19 protein-coding genes are annotated in these 18093 nt (G+C 60.1%); 2 read left to right on the top strand and 17 right to left on the bottom strand.

Annotation, left to right across the window (positions count from 1 at the left end; genetic code table 11):
- Positions 1-25: 25 nt before the first annotated feature.
- The 13 genes from ftsH to ruvC all read right to left on the bottom strand — a co-directional run bounded on the left by ftsH (position 26) and on the right by ruvC (position 11642).
- Positions 26-1939: an ATP-dependent zinc metalloprotease FtsH gene (gene ftsH / locus AC2FF8_RS14150; RefSeq protein WP_257600215.1), complete on the bottom strand. Its 1914-nt coding sequence runs from the start codon at positions 1937-1939 to the stop codon at positions 26-28.
- Between the two features lie 75 nt (positions 1940-2014).
- Positions 2015-3274: a tRNA lysidine(34) synthetase TilS gene (tilS, locus tag AC2FF8_RS14155; protein ID WP_496879981.1), complete on the bottom strand. Its 1260-nt coding sequence runs from the start codon at positions 3272-3274 to the stop codon at positions 2015-2017.
- Positions 3265-4089: a tol-pal system protein YbgF gene (gene ybgF / locus AC2FF8_RS14160; RefSeq protein WP_170344976.1), complete on the bottom strand. Its 825-nt coding sequence runs from the start codon at positions 4087-4089 to the stop codon at positions 3265-3267. The genes tilS and ybgF overlap by 10 nt, the downstream gene beginning before the upstream one ends.
- 4 nt (positions 4090-4093) lie before the next feature.
- Entirely contained in the window at positions 4094-4594 is a 501-nt protein-coding gene (pal, locus tag AC2FF8_RS14165; RefSeq protein ID WP_170344975.1) for a peptidoglycan-associated lipoprotein Pal, read from the bottom strand.
- Between the two features lie 72 nt (positions 4595-4666).
- A complete protein-coding gene (gene tolB / locus AC2FF8_RS14170) occupies positions 4667-5986 on the bottom strand; it encodes a Tol-Pal system beta propeller repeat protein TolB (RefSeq protein ID WP_170344974.1) in 1320 nt (439 codons plus the stop codon).
- Positions 5983-7086: a cell envelope integrity protein TolA gene (gene tolA / locus AC2FF8_RS14175; protein WP_496879982.1), complete on the bottom strand. Its 1104-nt coding sequence runs from the start codon at positions 7084-7086 to the stop codon at positions 5983-5985. Before tolA ends, tolB begins: the two co-directional genes overlap by 4 nt.
- Before the next feature lie 9 nt (positions 7087-7095).
- Positions 7096-7572, bottom strand: a complete 477-nt coding sequence (gene tolR, locus AC2FF8_RS14180) for a protein TolR (protein ID WP_496879983.1) — start codon at positions 7570-7572, stop codon at positions 7096-7098.
- A 2-nt stretch (positions 7573-7574) separates the two neighbouring features.
- Entirely contained in the window at positions 7575-8270 is a 696-nt protein-coding gene (gene tolQ, locus AC2FF8_RS14185; RefSeq protein WP_170344972.1) for a protein TolQ, read from the bottom strand.
- 109 nt (positions 8271-8379) lie between these two features.
- Entirely contained in the window at positions 8380-8763 is a 384-nt protein-coding gene (gene ybgC / locus AC2FF8_RS14190; protein WP_170344971.1) for a tol-pal system-associated acyl-CoA thioesterase, read from the bottom strand.
- On the bottom strand, positions 8760-9383 hold the full coding sequence (locus AC2FF8_RS14195) for a hypothetical protein (RefSeq protein WP_496879984.1): 624 nt from the start codon (positions 9381-9383) through the stop codon (positions 8760-8762). The genes ybgC and AC2FF8_RS14195 overlap by 4 nt, the downstream gene beginning before the upstream one ends.
- A gap of 63 nt (positions 9384-9446) precedes the next feature.
- Complete coding sequence (gene ruvB, locus AC2FF8_RS14200; RefSeq protein ID WP_171117487.1) at positions 9447-10466, bottom strand: Holliday junction branch migration DNA helicase RuvB; 1020 nt, start codon at positions 10464-10466, stop codon at positions 9447-9449.
- A gap of 4 nt (positions 10467-10470) precedes the next feature.
- On the bottom strand, positions 10471-11148 hold the full coding sequence (gene ruvA / locus AC2FF8_RS14205; protein WP_170344968.1) for a Holliday junction branch migration protein RuvA: 678 nt from the start codon (positions 11146-11148) through the stop codon (positions 10471-10473).
- Positions 11145-11642 carry a crossover junction endodeoxyribonuclease RuvC gene (gene ruvC / locus AC2FF8_RS14210; protein WP_170344967.1) on the bottom strand — a complete coding sequence of 166 codons (498 nt, stop codon included), beginning with the start codon at positions 11640-11642 and terminating at the stop codon, positions 11145-11147. The genes ruvA and ruvC overlap by 4 nt, the downstream gene beginning before the upstream one ends.
- A gap of 333 nt (positions 11643-11975) precedes the next feature.
- Between ruvC and AC2FF8_RS14215 the strand changes: the two genes are divergently transcribed.
- Complete coding sequence (locus tag AC2FF8_RS14215) at positions 11976-12191, top strand: DUF1127 domain-containing protein (RefSeq protein WP_170344966.1); 216 nt, start codon at positions 11976-11978, stop codon at positions 12189-12191.
- A 101-nt stretch (positions 12192-12292) separates the two neighbouring features.
- Here AC2FF8_RS14215 and AC2FF8_RS14220 read toward each other — a convergent pair whose 3' ends face one another.
- The 4 genes from AC2FF8_RS14220 to AC2FF8_RS14235 all read right to left on the bottom strand — a co-directional run bounded on the left by AC2FF8_RS14220 (position 12293) and on the right by AC2FF8_RS14235 (position 17191).
- Positions 12293-12637 carry a hypothetical protein gene (locus AC2FF8_RS14220; RefSeq protein ID WP_257600209.1) on the bottom strand — a complete coding sequence of 115 codons (345 nt, stop codon included), beginning with the start codon at positions 12635-12637 and terminating at the stop codon, positions 12293-12295.
- A gap of 101 nt (positions 12638-12738) precedes the next feature.
- The gene (locus AC2FF8_RS14225; RefSeq protein WP_170344964.1) at positions 12739-13617 is read right to left on the bottom strand and encodes a 50S ribosomal protein L11 methyltransferase; all 879 of its coding nucleotides are present in this window, start codon (positions 13615-13617) and stop codon (positions 12739-12741) included.
- 66 nt (positions 13618-13683) lie between these two features.
- Positions 13684-14916 (bottom strand): MFS transporter, encoded by a 1233-nt coding sequence (locus AC2FF8_RS14230; RefSeq protein WP_480685354.1) that lies wholly within the window; start codon positions 14914-14916, stop codon positions 13684-13686.
- Between the two features lie 79 nt (positions 14917-14995).
- Complete coding sequence (locus tag AC2FF8_RS14235; protein ID WP_496879985.1) at positions 14996-17191, bottom strand: primosomal protein N'; 2196 nt, start codon at positions 17189-17191, stop codon at positions 14996-14998.
- 88 nt (positions 17192-17279) lie between these two features.
- On the opposite strand from AC2FF8_RS14235, the gene fsa reads away from it, so the two are divergent.
- Positions 17280-17933, top strand: coding sequence for a fructose-6-phosphate aldolase (fsa, locus tag AC2FF8_RS14240; RefSeq protein ID WP_117869747.1), 654 nt, complete (start codon positions 17280-17282; stop codon positions 17931-17933).
- Positions 17934-18093: the final 160 nt, after the last annotated feature.

Below are 18093 nucleotides of genomic sequence, written 5' to 3' on the forward strand. Positions count from 1 at the left end.
GACTATGCGCCGGGTCTATTTTTGACTATGCGGAGGGTTCAGGCTCCATTCCGCCATCGGGCGGAGATTTCTTGGCCTTTGTCTTGGGAATGGCCGTGACACTGGGCGCGCTGCCTTCATCCGGCTTGTCGCCTTCGTCATCCTCGCTGGGTGATTCACCATTCATAACACGCTTGATCTCATCCCCAGTCAGGGTTTCGTATTCAAGCAGACCCTGCGCCAGGCGTTCCCATTCTTCGTGCCGTTCGGTCAGAATCTGGTGCGCGCGCTCATAACCCTGCTGGATCAATCGCTTCACCTCTTCTTCGATCAGCTCTTTCGTATGGGCGGAAACCGAGAACCCTGCGGTGTTGCCCTGATAACCTTCATGAGCCTCGGCATAATCGATGTTGCCGACCTTGTCCGACATGCCCCAGCGCATCACCATGGCACGCGCCAGTTGGCTGGCCTGCATGATGTCCCCGGCCGGGCCGTTCGAAACGTGGTCTTCACCGTATTTGATAACCTCGGCGGCCTTGCCGGCCATGGTCATTGCCAGCTTTTGCTCACACTCATCACGGTGGTAGTTCAGGCGATCCATTTCAGGCAGCGAAACAACCATACCCAGCGCACCACCGCGCGGAATGATCGTGGCTTTGTAGACAGGATCGCACAGTGGCAGGGTCAGACCGACAACGGCATGCCCCGCCTCGTGATAGGCGGTCTTTTCCTTCTGGTCCTGAGTCAACACCATCGAGCGGCGCTCGGCGCCCATCATCACCTTGTCCTTGGCGTTCTCGAAATCTTCCATAGTGACAAAGCGGCGACCCACGCGGGCGGCCATCAACGCGGCCTCGTTCACGAGGTTTGCCAGATCAGCCCCCGAGAAGCCCGGCGTACCGCGCGCAATGATGCGCAGATCGACATCGGGCCCCAAAGGTGTCTTGCGCGCGTGTACGCCCAAAATCTTCTCGCGGCCTTTGATGTCGGGGTTGCCGACGGTCACCTGGCGGTCGAACCGGCCGGGGCGCAGCAGCGCCGGGTCCAGCACGTCCTTGCGGTTGGTCGCGGCCAGGATGATGACGCCTTCGTTGGCCTCAAAGCCGTCCATCTCGACCAGAAGCTGGTTGAGGGTCTGTTCGCGTTCGTCGTTACCACCGCCGTAACCGGCGCCACGATGGCGGCCCACGGCGTCGATCTCGTCGATGAAAACGATACAGGGCGCATTCTTCTTGGCCTGTTCAAACATGTCCCGGACACGGGATGCACCGACGCCGACGAACATCTCGACAAAGTCGGACCCCGAAATGGTGAAGAACGGCACACCCGCCTCACCCGCGATGGCTCGGGCCAGCAAGGTCTTACCGGTGCCCGGAGGGCCGACCAGCAGCGCGCCTTTCGGGATCTTGCCGCCAAGGCGGCTGAACTTCTGCGGATTGCGCAGAAACTCGACGATCTCTTCCAGCTCTTCCTTGGCTTCGTCGATGCCTGCGACGTCGTCAAATGTGACGCGGCCATGCTTTTCGGTCAGCATCTTGGCCTTCGACTTGCCAAAGCCCATCGCACCGCCTTTGCCGCCGCCTTGCATCCGGTTCATGAAATAAACCCAGACACCGATCAGCAGCAGGAAGGGCAAGAGCGTGATCAGGAAAGACTGGAAGCCCGACTGCTGTTGCTTGACCGCCTGAACCGGGATGTTCTCATCGATCAAAAGCTTGGTGACCTCGGCGTCGCCGGGTTTGATCGTGACGTAAGTCGCACCGCTTTCGGTGGTATAGCGGATCTGTTCGCCATCCAGTGTCACGTTCTTGACTTCACCGCTTTGCACGGCGCCGACAAAGTCGGAGTAAGTTCTTTCATTGCTCTGAAGCGTTCCGCCTGGTCCACTGAACAGATTGAACAGTGCAAGGATCAGCAGAAACAGAACGACCCAAAACGCGATATTGCGAGCGTTGCCCAAGGAAATTCTCCCAAAAGTTCCGGCAGGTGAGGAACTGCCAAGTTACCTCTTAAAATAGAGAGGATTGTGGTATGTTCAATGCGATAAAAAAGATGCGTGGAACTCGGGCCATTCCGGCGTCATGTCCGCGCGCCATCCGTTCGCGAATCCCGCAAGCGGAGCGGCCAGCACCGCGCCCCCCTTCCAGACCGCGGGCGTCGCGCTCAAGGCCAGCCTGGGGCGGCCTGTTTCGCGCCATTCGGGCACCTGTCGCAGCCCCTCTTCACCCAAAGCGCGGATCTTGGCACCGGAAATCTCGGGCCCGGCCAAGACCCATTTGCCATCCCAAGCTTCGTCAGGTGCCGAAACCCGAGCCTCCACGGCCTTGAATTCCCTGCAAATCCAAACACTCATCCCTTCTGGCACCAACAGGCAGCCGCTGAGCGAACCCGCCCGCCCGTCGGTTATGGCCTTCATGGCCTGCTCGACCGCCGCCTGACGCGGGGGATATCCCTGCCCTGCGATCCAGGCAATGCATCCTACCAATACGCGGCGCCGGATTTCCTTGGGTAATGCGGTAAAACCGGCCCTGTCCACCTTCACGTCGCCTTGTTCGACCTGGGCGACCTTCCCTGCGGATTCCTGCGCAAAAACACCCAGGGCTGCATGGGCCTGCGCCAGATTGTCGGCCACTCGCGACAGTGAAAGCGCGTCAATTCCCAGAGGTTTGAGGCCGGACACGGCCTCTCGTGCCTTGATCCGGTCGAAACGAGGGTCCTGATTCGACGGATCTTCGACCCATGTTGCGCCGATACCGGTCAGGTAGGTTCGCAGGTCCTTTCGGGTGATCCCCAGCATAGGTCGCAGCAATGTCACACCTTCCCGTTGCCGACTTGCCGACATACCGGACAGTCCCGTGACACCTGATGAACGACCCAGTCGCATCAACAACGTTTCCGCCTGATCATCCGCTGTATGCCCCAACGCGATGGCCTCGATTCCGCGCTGTTGTGCCCAACCGGCAAGCAGGCTGTAACGCGCCTTGCGGGCCTCATCCTGAACATTGCCGGCTCCGTCCCAACCCGCCCAATGCAAAATGTCATGCGGCAACCCCAATGCAGCGGCCTGGCGGGACACTGTCACGGCCTCCTGCGCTGCGCCGGGGCGCAAGCCGTGATCGACCGTGGCCACAAAAAGGGTGATCTCTTCGTTTTGGGCGACTTGATGCAAGAGATGCATCAACGCAACGGAATCCCCACCGCCCGAGACCGCCACGCCCAGTTTACGCGGAAGCCTTTCGGGAAGCCGGGCGCGAAGTTCTGCAAGCAGGTTTTCGCCGTGTCGTTTCAAGAACACCCCAGCGCAGACATCTCTTGCGTCGCAGCCGCAAACGCCGGTGCGGATGGAAAGCGCACGCCAACTTCATTGAGCGTGATGCAGGCCTGATCGGTCTGCCCCAGACGCCCCAGCGCCGCGCCCAACTCGAACAGGGCCTCGGGGGCAAATGCTCCTTCGGAATCTCCGGTAAAGCTTGCCAAGAATGCCCGTGCCGCTTCGCGGGTGTCGCCAAGACCTTCAAGCGCATGACCCCGTTTCAGATTCGCTTCGGGCGCCAGAGGGCTGCCGGGATAGTTCGCGTCAAACTGCGCAAACAAATCAGCCGCAGTCTGGTAATCGCCATCGGCCAGTGCTTGCGATGCCGCGTCGAAATCCGCCCGCTCGCCCACGGCCAGTTCACCCTGATCGGTTTGGGATGGTGTGGCAGGCGTGATGACGGCCGTACCTACATCTGCGTCCTCTCCGCCCAGTGTGCTGGTCGGTTCGCCTGAAATCTCGCAATTTGCCTCCAGCTCGCACAGGCGGAACTCCAGATCTCCGATGCGATTGGTCCCGTCCGAGACAATGTTCTGCACACGCTGGTTCAGCTGCTCGGTCTGACGGGTCAGGCGTTGCAGTTCCGCTTCAATGGCGTCAACCCGTTCGAGAATCGAACTGCCGGACAGGTTTGGCGCGGGCGATCCTGTGGTGGAAAACTCGCGCTTCAGACGCTGAATTTCCACATGCAGCACCGTCAGCTCCTGACGTATGTCGGCCAGGGTCTGTTGATCCTGTGCCTGTGCAACACCGGCCGTCGCCATGACTGCCGCCAATACCCATCCTGCCATACGCATCGTCTTACCCCAGCGTTGATCCGGTCAGCACCGTCACTGCGCGGCGGTTTTTGGAATAGCACTCCTCGGTGCTGCAAATCTCAATCGGGCGCTCCTTGCCGTAGCTGACGGTTTTGAGACGGTTGCCTGCAACACCGCGCGAAATCAGATACTCCCGAGCGGCATTTGCGCGACGCGCACCCAGCGCAAGGTTGTATTCGCGGGTGCCCTGCTCGTCCGCGTGACCTTCGATCGTGGCAACGAAATCCGGATTGGCCAGAAGCCAGTCCGCTTGCCCTTGCAACACGGTCTGCGCCTGTGGTGTCAGGGTCGACTGGTCCACTGCGAACAGAACACGATCCCCGACGGTCTGCTGGAAATACGCAGGCGAACGCGGGTCACTGGGCGAGCCCGGTACGATCGCGCCTGTGCCACCGGCACCGCCCAATGCGGATGGGTCATTGTTCGTACAGGCGGCGATCACACTCAGCGCGCCCAACGCCAGGACTTTGCTCAATACATTCATTTCAAGTGCCTCGTGTTTTGATTATTGCCGCCTGTCTATCACAGCGACGATTCGTTGTGAACTTTGCTGCGATCAATTCTGTAGTGGGCCCCATGACGGATCACTGCCGCCATCCGGGGTACGCACAGGGCGCAGGTTGCGACCCGAGATGTCCACCGAATACAGCGAGGCCCGGCCACTGGCACCCTGCGTTTCACGGGTGAACATGATGACGCGGCCATTGGGCGACCAGGTTGGGCCTTCATCCAGAAACGAGGCGGTCAACAAGCGTTCCTCTGATCCGTCCGTGCGCATCACCCCAATGTGGAAGCGGCCCTGATTTTGCTTGGTAAAGGCAATCAGATCGCCGCGCGGCGACCATACCGGCGTGCCGTAACGACCTGCGCCAAAGCTGATCCGCGTTGCCTCGCCGCCATTCGCGGGCATAACGTAAAGCTGCGGCGTACCAGAACGGTCGCTTTCAAACACGATCCGGCTGCCATCCGGCGAATAGCTGGGTGCGGTTTCAATCGCCGGAGTGTTGGTCAGACGGGTGCTTTTCCCCGAGGCCAGATCCATTTTCCACAGATCCGTGTTTCCGCCTTGAATCAGAGAATACACGATCGACCGGCCATCTGGCGAAAAGCGGGGCGAAAAACTCATGGTTCCGTCCTGCGTCTTCAGCTCCTGCCGTTTTACGCGGCCCACGTCCAGAACATAGATGCGCGGGCTGCCGCTTTCATAGCTGGTGTAAAGCAAACGATCGCCGGTAGGCGAAAAACGCGGCGCCAGAACGATTGCGGCACTGTCAGTCATGTACTGCACATTCGCCCCGTCATAATCCATGATCGCCAGTCTCTTCAGGCGCTGGTTTTTCGGCCCGCTTTCCGAAACGAAGGCCACACGGCTGTCGAAATACCCGCCCTCACCTGTGATCCGGCTATAAACTTGGTCCGCCACCTTATGCGCCATACGCCGCCAACCTTCGGTGGTACCCGCCAGTTGCAACCCATTGCCCAGTTCCTGACCCGAAAACACATCCCAGACCCGGAACCGAACCGTAAGGTTCTTGCCCGAAACATTGACCGCCCCCGTGATCAGCGCATCCGCATTGATCGCTTTCCAATCGGCAAACTGAACCGGAGCTTCGAAACTGCTGACCCGACTGATGAAGGCATCCGAAGAGATCTCGCGGAACAACCCCGTTCCCGTCAGATCAGCCGCCACCACGCGCGAGATGTCCTGTGCATATTGCGACGCTGACGGGCCATCGGGGACAAAGTTCGGTACCGCAAAGGGCAAGGGTTCGATAATGCCCTGGTCCAACTCCAGTCGCAGGGGACCGTTCTGTGCAAGAACCGGCGCAGACATCAGCGTCAGGCCGACAAAGAGGCTGGTCAGAAGTTTCATCATTTGATCCGCATCCTCTCGGGATTGAATGTAATCTCAACATCCTGCCAATGAGCGTATTTGTCAGCAGGCAAGTCATATCCTCTGGCCCCGCAGCGCAAAATCGCGCGCCGGGCGGCCTGATAGGCCTGATTGGCCGCGCCAGCAGACCCACCAGAACTGTCCAGCATCCGAATGCTGCCATCCACAACCGTACCATCACGGTTCAGCGAAAAAGCTACAACGACCACGGTGCTCAGCGCATCCGTAGACAAAGAGCCCACGTTCCAGCATTTGGACACGGCCAATCGCATCGCGTCCTTCTCGCCGCTGGTCAGCGGTGGGCCGGAAGGCTCGGTTCCGCCGCCCAAAGCTTCGGCCAGAGCGTCATTGATCGCGGCCTCGTCGGCTTGCGCGTCAGGTTCAGGTGCCGCCTCGGGCGTCTGCGCCACAACAGGTTCGGGCGGTGGGCTTGGGCGGTTCGGACGCACCCGCGGTCGCGGTGACGTAAGCGGAGACTGCTCTTTGGTTTCCTCTGCCTCGGTCACGATTTCGGGGGCCGCTTCTTCCGGCGCAGTCTGATCCTGTTGTTCCTGCTGAACCTCGGCGCCTTCGTCCAGAGACACCGGCGGCGTTTCGAAATCATCCGGTTTTGCCTCGGGCGGTGGTGGTGCTATGGCCTCGGGGGCGACACGATCCGACGGGCGCGGCTGCGCCTCGGGCCCTGGTGGCACAGGCTGTGCAACAGGTTCGACCTCGGGCTCTGTCAGTACCGGCGGCTCATCCGGCACGTCCGGTTCCGGCGGCGCTTCGACGATAACAGGAGCGGGCTCAGGTTCGGGTTCGGCGGGCGCAACAGGTTCAGGGCGCGGCTGTTCCTCGACCACAGGTTCCGGCGGCTTGGTCTCAGCCTGTGGTTCGGGCGGCTGTTGCAATGCCGTCGGCACCTCCGGGATCTCAGGCGCATCCCGCTGCGCCGTCATGGCCGCGAATTGTTCAGCGGTGATCACGGTCACATCCTGTACGGCCATCGGCAACGGCTCGGACCGGAAGGTGCCGCCGAACAGCGCCGCTCCGATCAGGCTGACATGCGCAATCGCCGAAATCTTGGTGCCGGTATCCACCGTGCGGCCTCACTCTCCACCTTCATCCAGCGTCGGCCCGCCCGTATCGGTAACAAGCCCAACGTTGGAAAACCCGCCTGCGTTCAGCGCACCCATGACCTGCATGACCTGGGCGTAAGGAATTGCGCCATCGGCGCGCAGGAAAACCCGGTCACTGCTCCGCTCTGCGGCGATGGCCCGCAGTTTGCCGATCAGCTCTTCGCGCAACACGTCAGTTGTTTGAATTTGCACCCGTCCATCTGCCGTCAGGGTCACGGTCAACGGTTCTTCATTGTCACCGGGCAAAGCACTGGCAGCGGTCTTGGGCAGATCCACCGGAACACCGACGGTCAGCAATGGCGCGGCCACCATGAAGATAATCAGCAAAACCAGCATGACATCCACAAACGGGGTCACGTTGATCTCGGCCATGGGCTGCGCGCGACCGCGACGTCGACCGCGTCTGCGCCCGTTTTCACCCGAGGATTGCTGAACCGCCGCGCCCATTGTCAGCTGTCCAACTGGCGCGACAGGATGGTGGCGAATTCATCGGCAAAGGCTTCGTACCCGCCCACGATGCGGTCACAGTCTGCACTGAGCTTGTTGTAAAAAATTACTGCCGGGATCGCCGCCAGAAGGCCCAGCCCCGTCGCCATGAGGGCCTCGGCAATACCTGGGGCCACGACCGCCAGGTTGGTATTCTGCTGCTCTGCGATTTCGATAAAGGCATTCATGATGCCCCAGACGGTACCAAACAGGCCGATGAACGGCGCAGTCGATCCAACCGTGGCCAGAATGGGCAGACCTTTCTGCAAAGTCTCTGCCTCTTTCGCAATGGCCACATCCATGGACCGGTCTATCCGCGCGGTCGCTCCGGCAATCAATCCCCCGTCATTTCGGTGCGACCTTCGCCATTCGATCATTCCGGCAGCAAAAATCTTTTCGGAACTGCCATCCGGCTGGGTTCCGATCTGCTCGAACAACTCGTCCAAAGGGTTGCCGGACCAAAAGCTCTCGTCAAATGCCTGCGCCTCGCGGCGGGCCGCGCGGTAATTGATCAGCTTCTGGATGATGATCCCCCAAGACCAGATGGATGCGCCGATCAGCATCAACATCACCAATTTGACGATAAAGGTCGCGCGGGCATACAGCCCCCACATGGAGAAATCGATCTCCTGCGCCAGCGCCAGCGTTTCAGCTTCCATGAACCTGCTCTTTGTTTTGCCTGACGGCCGTTTGTTTGGCCTTGTTTTGCCAAACGCTAACGCAGTTGGGGCTGAAATGCCAACATAACCACCCCTGAGACGCAAATTGTTACATCAATGCGCGAATCTCTGCCGGAAGCCGGATCGGCCTGCCGTCCTTGTTGATGCAAACGGCAGTGACCGAGGCGCGAAAAATCTCGGTCTCGCCACGCCGGACCAGCTGCGCCATGGTCAGCCGCACGCCCGAGATTTCCGTGACTTCGGTTTCAACGATCAACTCGTCATCGAACCTGGCGGGCGCAAGGTAATCGGCCTCGACCCGCCGCACGACCCACACAATGCCCTCTTCCCGCATCGCGTTCTGGTCATTGCCCAGATTGCGTACCCAATCCGAACGCGCACGTTCGATATACCGCAGATAGTTCGCGTGATAGACGACGCCACCCATGTCGGTGTCTTCATAATATACGCGAACCGGATAGGTATGTTTCATTGCAGTGGCTCCAGCCGGGCAAACAACCTGAGCGCATGAGACGCATCCTGCGCAGAACCCGGCAAAACCGGATCATAGGCTGCCCGAATCAACGCAGCAATATCGGGGCGCAGGATCGTCGTTTCACCTGCCACAGCCAGCGGAGATTGCGTCCGAAACGCAGCATCGGACCAAAGCAGGATGGTCTGCACCACCTGGCTCAGCGCCAGCGTTTCCGCCGGTATCTTGGACAACTGCGTGTCCATGCGCAGAAAAACAAAAGCCGCTCGGATCGCGCCATCCTCTTCGAACCGGAAAATGCGGTACTGGTTTGCATCCGCTTCAACCAAGCGCCCGACCAACGGTGCCAGTTCGGGAATCAGACGATCAAGATCCGGCACGTCCAGCAGCTCTTGCCAATCCCGAAAGAAGAAGATCATGCAGTTGGCACCAAGCTCGGGGTCGGTTTCGGCCATTTTGTGACCGGCCAAGGTGACAACCGCCTCGAAGGCACCCTTCACAGTGGACAGCGTTTCATCTTCAACACCAAACACAATCGGCACGATCGGCCGCCCCCAACGCGCAAACAGAAACTCACCGCTTTCGCGCGTGAACAGCGCCTCAATCTCTTCCGGTGTCACGCCCCGCCCTTCATCTTTTCGAAAATACTCTCGCCGAAGGCATAAATTTTCCAAGCGCAAGCTTCAACCAAACAGATCGCTCTGCCGCTTGGGCGCAGCCATTCCCAAATGCGTCCAGGCCTTCTGCGCCAACATCCGCCCACGCGGTGTTCGCTGGATCAACCCCTGTTGCAACAGATAGGGCTCGATCACTTCTTCCAGCGAATCCCGGCTTTCCGATAGCGCCGCCGACAAGGTCTCAATCCCAACCGGCCCGCCGGCATAGTTTTCGGCGATCAGTTTCAGATAACGCCGGTCGGCGCCATCCAGCCCCAGTTTGTCTACACCCAGGCGCGTCAGTGCGCCATCCGCAAGACCGCGCGTGATCCGCCCATCCCCTTCGACAATGGCGAAGTCCACCACCCGGCGCAGCAGACGTCCGGCGATGCGCGGTGTCCCGCGCGACCTGCGCGCAATCTCGCGTGCGCCCTCATCATCCGCCGGAGCGCCGAGTTTCCGCGCGTTTCGGGTTACGATCTCATGCAGCTCGTCCACGGTGTAGAACTGCAACCGGGTTGGAATACCAAACCGGTCGCGCAAAGGTGTGGTCAGCAAACCCATGCGCGTCGTGGCCCCGACAAGCGTGAAGGGTTGCAACTCGATCCGTACGGTTCGCGCAGCGGGCCCCTCGCCGATCACCAGATCAAGCTCGAAATCTTCCATCGCGGGGTAAAGCACCTCTTCCACCGCCGGGTTCAGGCGGTGGATTTCGTCGATGAACAGGACATCACGTGCTTCGAGATTGGTCAGGATCGCAGCCAGATCACCCGCTTTCGCCAGAACCGGCCCGGACGTCATGCGAAAATTCACCCCCAGTTCACGCGCCATGATCTGCGCCAGCGTCGTCTTGCCCAATCCCGGAGGGCCATGGAACAACGTGTGATCCATCGCCTCGCCCCGTTGGCGGGCAGATTGGATGAAGATGCGCAGATTGGCGCGTGCCTCGGCCTGACCGATGAACTCATCCAAGCCCTGCGGGCGCAATGCGCGGTCATTGTCCTCGGGCAATGGGTCCGGGCGCACAGTGGGATCAGCGTCTACCATTCATTCAGCCTTTCGGAGCCAGCAATTGCAGGGCAGCACGGATCAAACCCGCTTCGTCTGCATCCGGGTTGTTGGCGGCCGCCTCGGCAACCGCGGCTGCTGCATCCGACGGCCCATAACCCAGATTGGACAAGGCTGACAGCGCACCCGCTGATGCCGCAGCGGCCCCGGAGGCCGGTTTTGGCGTTCGCTTCGCAACAGGCGCTGCCTCGACAGGCTCGACAACTTCGATCGAAGGGCCATCCATCGCATCGGTCACCGTGCCACCCATGGCCATTACGCCCGGCGCCTTGTCCTTGAGATCCAGAACGATCCGCTGCGCCGTTTTCGGCCCCACGCCTTTCGCCGCCTTGACCGCCGCCCAATCTCCCAGTGCGATTGCGCGGCTGACACCGTCCGGCCCCAGCGCGCTGAGGATCGCCAGAGAGACTTTCGCTCCGACCCCCTGAACCGAGCACAAAAGGCGGTGCCATTCCTTCTCGACTAGCGAGAGAAAGCCATAAAGCTGCATCAGGTCCTCGCGCACGACCATATCCGTATAGATCGAAACCGCCTCGCCCACACCCGGCAGTGCGGCCATGGTCCGATCAGAGCAATAGACGATGTAGCCAACGCCACGCACATCGATCAGCACGTGATCCGCCGCGCGGTAGTCCAAGCGACCTGTCAGTTTGCCAATCATGCCCGCACCTCTTTCACACGCACCTGTTGCGTCTTGCCGTAATAGGCATGGCAGATCGCAATCGCCAGAGCATCTGCCGCATCCGGCCCTTTGGGCTGACATCCGGGCAATTGCAGTTTGACCATGTGCAGCACCTGCTCTTTCTCGGCATGACCCACACCAACCACGGTCTTTTTGACGCGGTTGGGTGCGTATTCCCCCACCGGCAATCCGGCCTGTGCCAGCGTCAGCAGCGCAACACCCCGCGCCTGGCCCAGTTTGAGCGTACCGGCGCCATCCTTGTTCACAAAGGTCTGTTCGATGGCCGCCTGGTCCGGTCGGTGATCGGCGATGACTTCGACAATCTGGTTGTGAAGAGACAGCAGCCGCTCACCCAGATCATCCCCATCCGACTTGCACAAACCGTTGGCCACATGGCTCAGGCGGCTGCCATTTGATTCGATGACGCCCCACCCCAGGGTCCTAAGCCCCGGATCAATGCCCAGAATTCGCATGTTTTGCCTCGGCCTGCTCGGGTTCTGTGATCTTTTTCCAACGCCTAGCACGAAGCGTGAACATTTTCCAAGCGAATTGACCCAAGGCCTGAAAACGACACACCTGTCCCATGGGCGACTCAACGCGCCATTTGCGACTTCAAAAAGTCTGAATTCGACACTTTTGTGAACGCGTTTTCACCAATTTTTTAAGGGGATTTCAGCCTTTTCGAGCATTGCAGGAAACGCATAGGACACATGCAAAAACTGAACTTGTGCAGGTGATTTGGCGGCACTAGATGCCGGGCAGATCGCAAGACTGCAAAGTGAACACCAACCAGAAGGAAACAGGATATGGCTGCACTGGACACCACCCGCTTCGCCTCCACTGGCTCGTTCGGCCTCGTTGGCCGTATCGGCGCATTTTTTGTATCGGCCGTGAACGCCGCCGTCGAATGGAATGACGCCCGCGTTACCCGCAACGCGCTGACCGGTCTGAGCGATCGTGAACTGGAAGATATCGGCCTGTGCCGTGGCGACATCGACGCCATCGCTCAAGGTCGCCGGTAATACCGACCACCACTCGCATTCGCCCCTACTTCCTCCCTTAAGGGGCAAACAGAAACACCGCGCGCCCCAGGCACGCGGTGTTTTTTTCCGAAAACCGAGATTCAGTACATAATCTTGTTGAGTTGGGCGGCAATCGCCTGTGACACCGGGTCGATCTGCATCACCCAGGCACCTGCTTTTTCGACCGATGTGCCTTCGTTCAAACTGTCGATCCGGTATTGGTATCCGGTCGGGCCAAGGCTGGACAAAAGAAACGCTTTGAACGCTATGACACCCAACAGCGTAAGCAACAGCACCCTGGCCGGCACTGCCGAGCTTACCCGCTGCGGTTTCATGACGACCAGACCATCCCTGCGCATCGTCGCGCGATAGCCACGGCTCATCTTTTGATGTTTTTTGTTCAGGCGATTAACGCGCTGAGTGAACTCCAGTTGTTTACCCGTCATGGCAGCCTCCAAAAACCGCCCCCCTCGACTTCAGTCAGAAAACGGTAAAAAGAGATTACGACAAAAACGTGGCAAAATTCCACAAAACTCCTGCAAATGGCCTAGTTTGCGCCCTGTTTCATTAAGATTAGGGTCGTCCATTCACCAATCTCACCCCTATGAGCAAGATTGAATTCGTTTTGAGAATAAACGGACACCACATCATCGGCCTGTTCGTTGAGGATCCCCGACAGGATTGCATACCCTCCGGGACGCAGATTCGCCGCGATTTCCGGCGAGAGGGCGACCAGAGGACCTTTGAGAATATTGGCAAAGATCAGGTCATAGGGCGCGTGCGCCCTGAGATCGGGGTGGTCGAAACCCGCGGCTTCCACGCACCGCACGGCACCGGACATCCCGTTCGCCTTGAGGTTGGCTTCGGCCACGTCAACGGCCACTTCATCAATATCGCTGGCAATGATGTCGCCGTCCCAGACCCGGGCTGCGGCCATGGCCAGAACGGCGGTGCCGCAGCCGATATCCGCCACTTTCGTCGCGGTGAAGCCTTCGTCCAGCAATCTGTCAAAGGCCTTGAGGCAACCCAACGTCGTACCATGGTGGCCGGTGCCAAAGGCCATTGCGGCCTCGATCAGCAATGGAATGCGACCTTCGGGCAGCTTGTCGGCATCATGGCTTCCATAGACAAAGAAACGCCCCGCCTCGACGGGCGCAAGCTCGCGTCGCACATGCGCAACCCAGTCGGTTTCCGGCAGCTCTGAAACAACAAACGGTTTGGCGTCGAACGCGGCGGCCAGAACCGCCAGTGCGGTTTCGTCCGGGGCTTCGGTGAAATATCCGCCGACCTCCCACAGGCCGGATCCGTCTTCGACCTCGAACACACCAACGCCGGTTGGTTCCGGCTCCAGACGTTCCATCGCCTCGCCCAGACCTTCGGCGGCCTTCTTACCTGTCAGCGTCGTCAGTGCGGTGAATGTGGGCATTGGGGCCTCCTGTCTCGATTGACACCGCGCCTAGGACGCCGCGCCGTCAAGGTCAAGCGCCGAGGCCTATTCAGCAGGGGCCGGAGCGTATTTGGTCAGGATGGTCTCGTTGCCGGGCTCGGGATGACGCGGGATCAACAGCGACAGCAGCAGCGAAACGATCGCCATCGCCGTGGCCAGGCCAAACACGGCGCCCGGCGACACGACCCAAAGCAGGCCAAGCAAAGCGGGCAAAAACACCGCCGCAATATGATTGATCGTGAAGGCCACCGCAGCGGTCGGCGCGATATCAGCAGGGTCGGCGATTTTCTGGAAATAGGTTTTCAACGCCAAAGCCAGCGCAAACAGCACGTGGTCGATCACATAAAGGGTCGCCGCAAGCAGAACACCCCAGCCGAACCAATAGATGCCGCCATAGGCTGCGAACACGATGGCCAGACCGGTGTATTCGAATATCAGCGTGCGCCGCTCACCGAACTTTGCAACCGCCTTTCCCAGCAATGGGGCGGCCATCATGTTGATCATCAGGTTGATCAGGTAAAGGCTGGTGAGCTCATGCACTTCAAAGCCGAATTTCTCGACCATCATGAACCCGGCAAAGACGACAAATATCTGCCGCCGCGCGCCTGCCATGAACTGCAATGCATAATACAGCCAATACCGGCGGCGCAGGATCAGCTTCTTGGTCTGCGGCGTGGGCGCATCGAATTGCGGATAGGCGAACAGACAGAACAGGGCCAGCGCAGCCGTAACACCACCCGACGCCATGAATACAAAGTTGTAGGACAGATCAAAGCGATCCCAGGTCAGTACGATCAGCCCATACACCACCATGGTCGCCGCCGATCCCATCGCAACCAGCCATCCCAGCACCTGCGGAGCACGATCCTTGGGCAGCCACTGCAATTGAAGCGACTGGTTCACGGTCTCGTAGTAATGGAACCCGATCGAGCTGAACAAGGTCACGAAAAGCAACCCGCCCAGGCTGGGGAACCACGCGGTCACCGCCGTTGCGACACCAAGCATCATCAGAGAGATCATCGCCAGCACCTGCTCGCGAATGAAAATGATGACGGCAATCACGCCAACCGCCAGAAACCCCGGAATCTCGCGCACCGTATGCAGCAGACCGATATCCGCGCCATCAAAATTCGCCACCTCAATAACGAAGTTGTTCAGCAGCGCGCTCCATGCGTTGAACGCAATGGGCATGGTCAGCGCCATCATGAACAACAGCGTGATGGGGCGGCGCCAGAACGGCAGGCTCTTAGCCTCGGCAAGGGGCATGGGTTTCAGCATGAGCCCCCTCTACGCCCATTTCACCGCTTTGGCGAGAGGGAAGCGGTCTGCGCACAATCACCCTGCACAGATGCAGAGGTCAATAAAAATTCTGTGGGTCAATATCGACGGTCAGACGGATATCACCCTTCAGACGCAATGGGGCGATCCAGCGGGCAATAGCATCCTGAATCGACGCCCCTTTAGGGGCTTTCACCAACAAGCGTACTCTGTGGCGGCCACGTATACGTGCAATGGGTGCCGGCGCCGGGCCAAAGACCTGAGCGCCGATGGCGCGCAGGGGCGCATCATTGCGTGCCATTGCATTGCCGATATCGAAAACCGGCCCGACCTCGGGGCCCGACAACACGATCCCGGCCATGCGACCATAGGGCGGCACGCCTGCCGCCTGCCGACCCGCTGCCTCGGCTTTCCAGAACCCTTCCTCGTCACCCGAGAGGATGGCCCGGATCACCGGGTGTTCCGGTTGAAATGTCTGCAACAACGCCTGCCCCGGCTTGTCCGCCCGTCCCGCGCGCCCGGCCACTTGCCGCATCAATTGAAACGTACGCTCAGCCGCGCGCAGGTCCGCGCCATGCAGGGAAAGGTCAGCGTCGATCACACCGACCAATGTGAGTTTGGGAAAGTTGTGGCCCTTGGCCACCAGCTGCGTACCGATGATAATATCGGCATCCCCGGCGGCGATCTCTTCAATCTTGGCCTTCAAGGCCCGCGCCGAACCGAACAGATCAGAGCTCAGCATCGCGATGTTTGCCTCTGGGAAGGTCGCCTCGGCTTCTTCCGCCAGCCGTTCGATCCCCGGCCCGACCGGGGCCAGCTTGCCTTCCACGCCGCAAGAGGGGCAGGCTTCGGGCATCGGCTTGGTTTCACCGCATTGGTGGCACATCAGCCGCTTGAGAAACCGATGCTCGACCATGCGTGCGTCGCACTGATCACAGGCGATCTGCTCACCGCAGGCCCGGCACAACGTGACCGGCGCATAGCCACGGCGGTTGATGAACAATAGCGATTGTTCGCCTTTTTCAATCCGCTGCTGCACCGCTTGCCGCAAAGACGGAGAAACCCACGTTCCGGGCGTCATCTGTTCGGCCCGCATGTCGATGGGCTTCATCTCGGGCAATACCGCCGCTCCGAAGCGCGAGGTCAGGTCGAGCCGTTCATATTTGCCGGCCTCGGCATTGGCCCAGCTTTCCAGCGAAGGCGTCGCGCTGGCCAGAATCACCCGGGCGCCACAGATCGCCGAGCGCAGAACTGCCATGTCACGGGCGCTGTAATGCACGCCGTCTTCCTGTTTGTAGGACGTGTCGTGTTCTTCGTCGACGACCACCAGCCCCAGATCGCGGAATGGCAGAAACAGCGCCGACCGGGCGCCCACGACCAGTTGCGCATTCCCCTGTCCGACCATCCGCCAGACCCGGCGCCGTTCCGTCATCGTCGCGCCGGAATGCCATTCCGCCGGGCGCGCACCGAACCGCGCCTCGACCCGGGTCAGAAATTCTGCGGTCAGGGCAATCTCGGGAAGCAGAACCAAGGCCTGCCGCCCCATGCGCAACGCCTCGGCCACGGCCTCCAAATAGACCTCGGTCTTGCCGGAACCGGTAACGCCTTTCAGCAGCGTGGTGCCGTAATCGCCGGTCCGCTGCCCGGCCTGAAGCCGTTTGACCGCCGCTGCCTGATCCGCGGTCAGGTTTTTCCCGGGCAGGTCCGGATCAAGATGCGGATAAGGCAGGTCGCGCGGGCTGTCCTCTTCGCGCACGGCGCCTTGTTTGACCAACCCCTTGACAACAGATGACGTTACACCTGCCTGTTCGGCGAGTTCCTTCAAGGTAAAGGCCAGCCCGCCATAATCCCGCAATACCTCCAGAACCCGGGTCCGGGCATCGGTCATTCGGTCAGGTTCAGTATCACCCAGCCGGTAGACCTTGCGCATAGACGGCGGATCACCCAGGCCCGGTGCCCGCGTCGCCAGACGCAGCATCGCAGGCATTGGCGTCAGAGTGTAATCGGCAACCTTCTCCAGAAACACCCGCATCTCTTCGCGCATCGGAGCAACTTCGAGAACCCGGATCACCGACCGCGCCTTGCTCAGATCAAAACCACCCTGCCCCGGCCCCCAGACCACCCCCAGCACCTTGCGCGGGCCCAAAGGAACCTCGACAAACGCTCCCAGAACGCACCCGCCTTCGGGCGCTTTGTAATCCAGCGTCCGGTCAAGCGGCTGCGTTGTCAGCACCGCAACCAGCTCTCCTTGGTCGAAAAATCCGTTAGCGCTCACGGCATGTCCTTCGCAGGGGGTTCCAGCAGGGGTCTCTTTGAGGTAAAGCCATCCGCGACCAAGGCCAACCCATCAAAGGACTGCCCTCATGAAATTCTTCGTAGACACAGCCGAAATCGACGCCATCGCCGAACTGAACGATCTGGGCATGGTGGACGGCGTAACCACCAACCCTTCGCTGATCCTGAAATCGGGTCGCGACATTCTGGAAGTAACCAAAGAAATTTGTGAGCTGGTCGACGGCCCGGTATCGGCAGAGGTTGTCGCTACCGAAGCTGACGACATGATCGCCGAAGGCCGCAAGCTGGCCAAGATCGCGCCGAATATCGCCGTGAAGGTTCCGCTGACATGGGCGGGCCTGAAAACCTGCAAAACGCTCAGCGACGAAGGCCAGATGGTCAACGTGACCCTCTGTTTCTCGACCAATCAGGCGATTCTGGCTGCAAAGGCGGGCGCGACATTCATCTCGCCATTCATCGGACGGCTTGACGATATCAACCTCGACGGCATGGACCTGATCGCAGACATCCGTCAGGTCTATGACAACTACGGGTTCGAGACCGAAATTCTTGCCGCATCGATCCGTACCGTCAACCATGTGACCGACAGCGCCCGCATCGGGGCCGACGTGATCACCGCGCCGCCTGCCGTCATCAAGAAACTGGCCGACCATCCGTTGACGGACAAAGGTCTGGAAACCTTCCTCGCGGACTGGGCCAAAACCGGCCAGAAGATCCTCTGATCCCAGACCCGACCGCGCGGTGCCGAAAGGCGCCGCGCCCGGCCCAACGGCCAAATGCCTGATCTGTGATCAGGCATGGCGGGCGGGAGCCCCTGCGCCACAGCATGCAAGGAATCCCACCCTTGCATGCATTTTTTCCAAGGCAAATCCGGACCGGCAT

The sequence above is a fragment of the Ruegeria sp. YTSA144 genome (genome assembly GCF_059610125.1).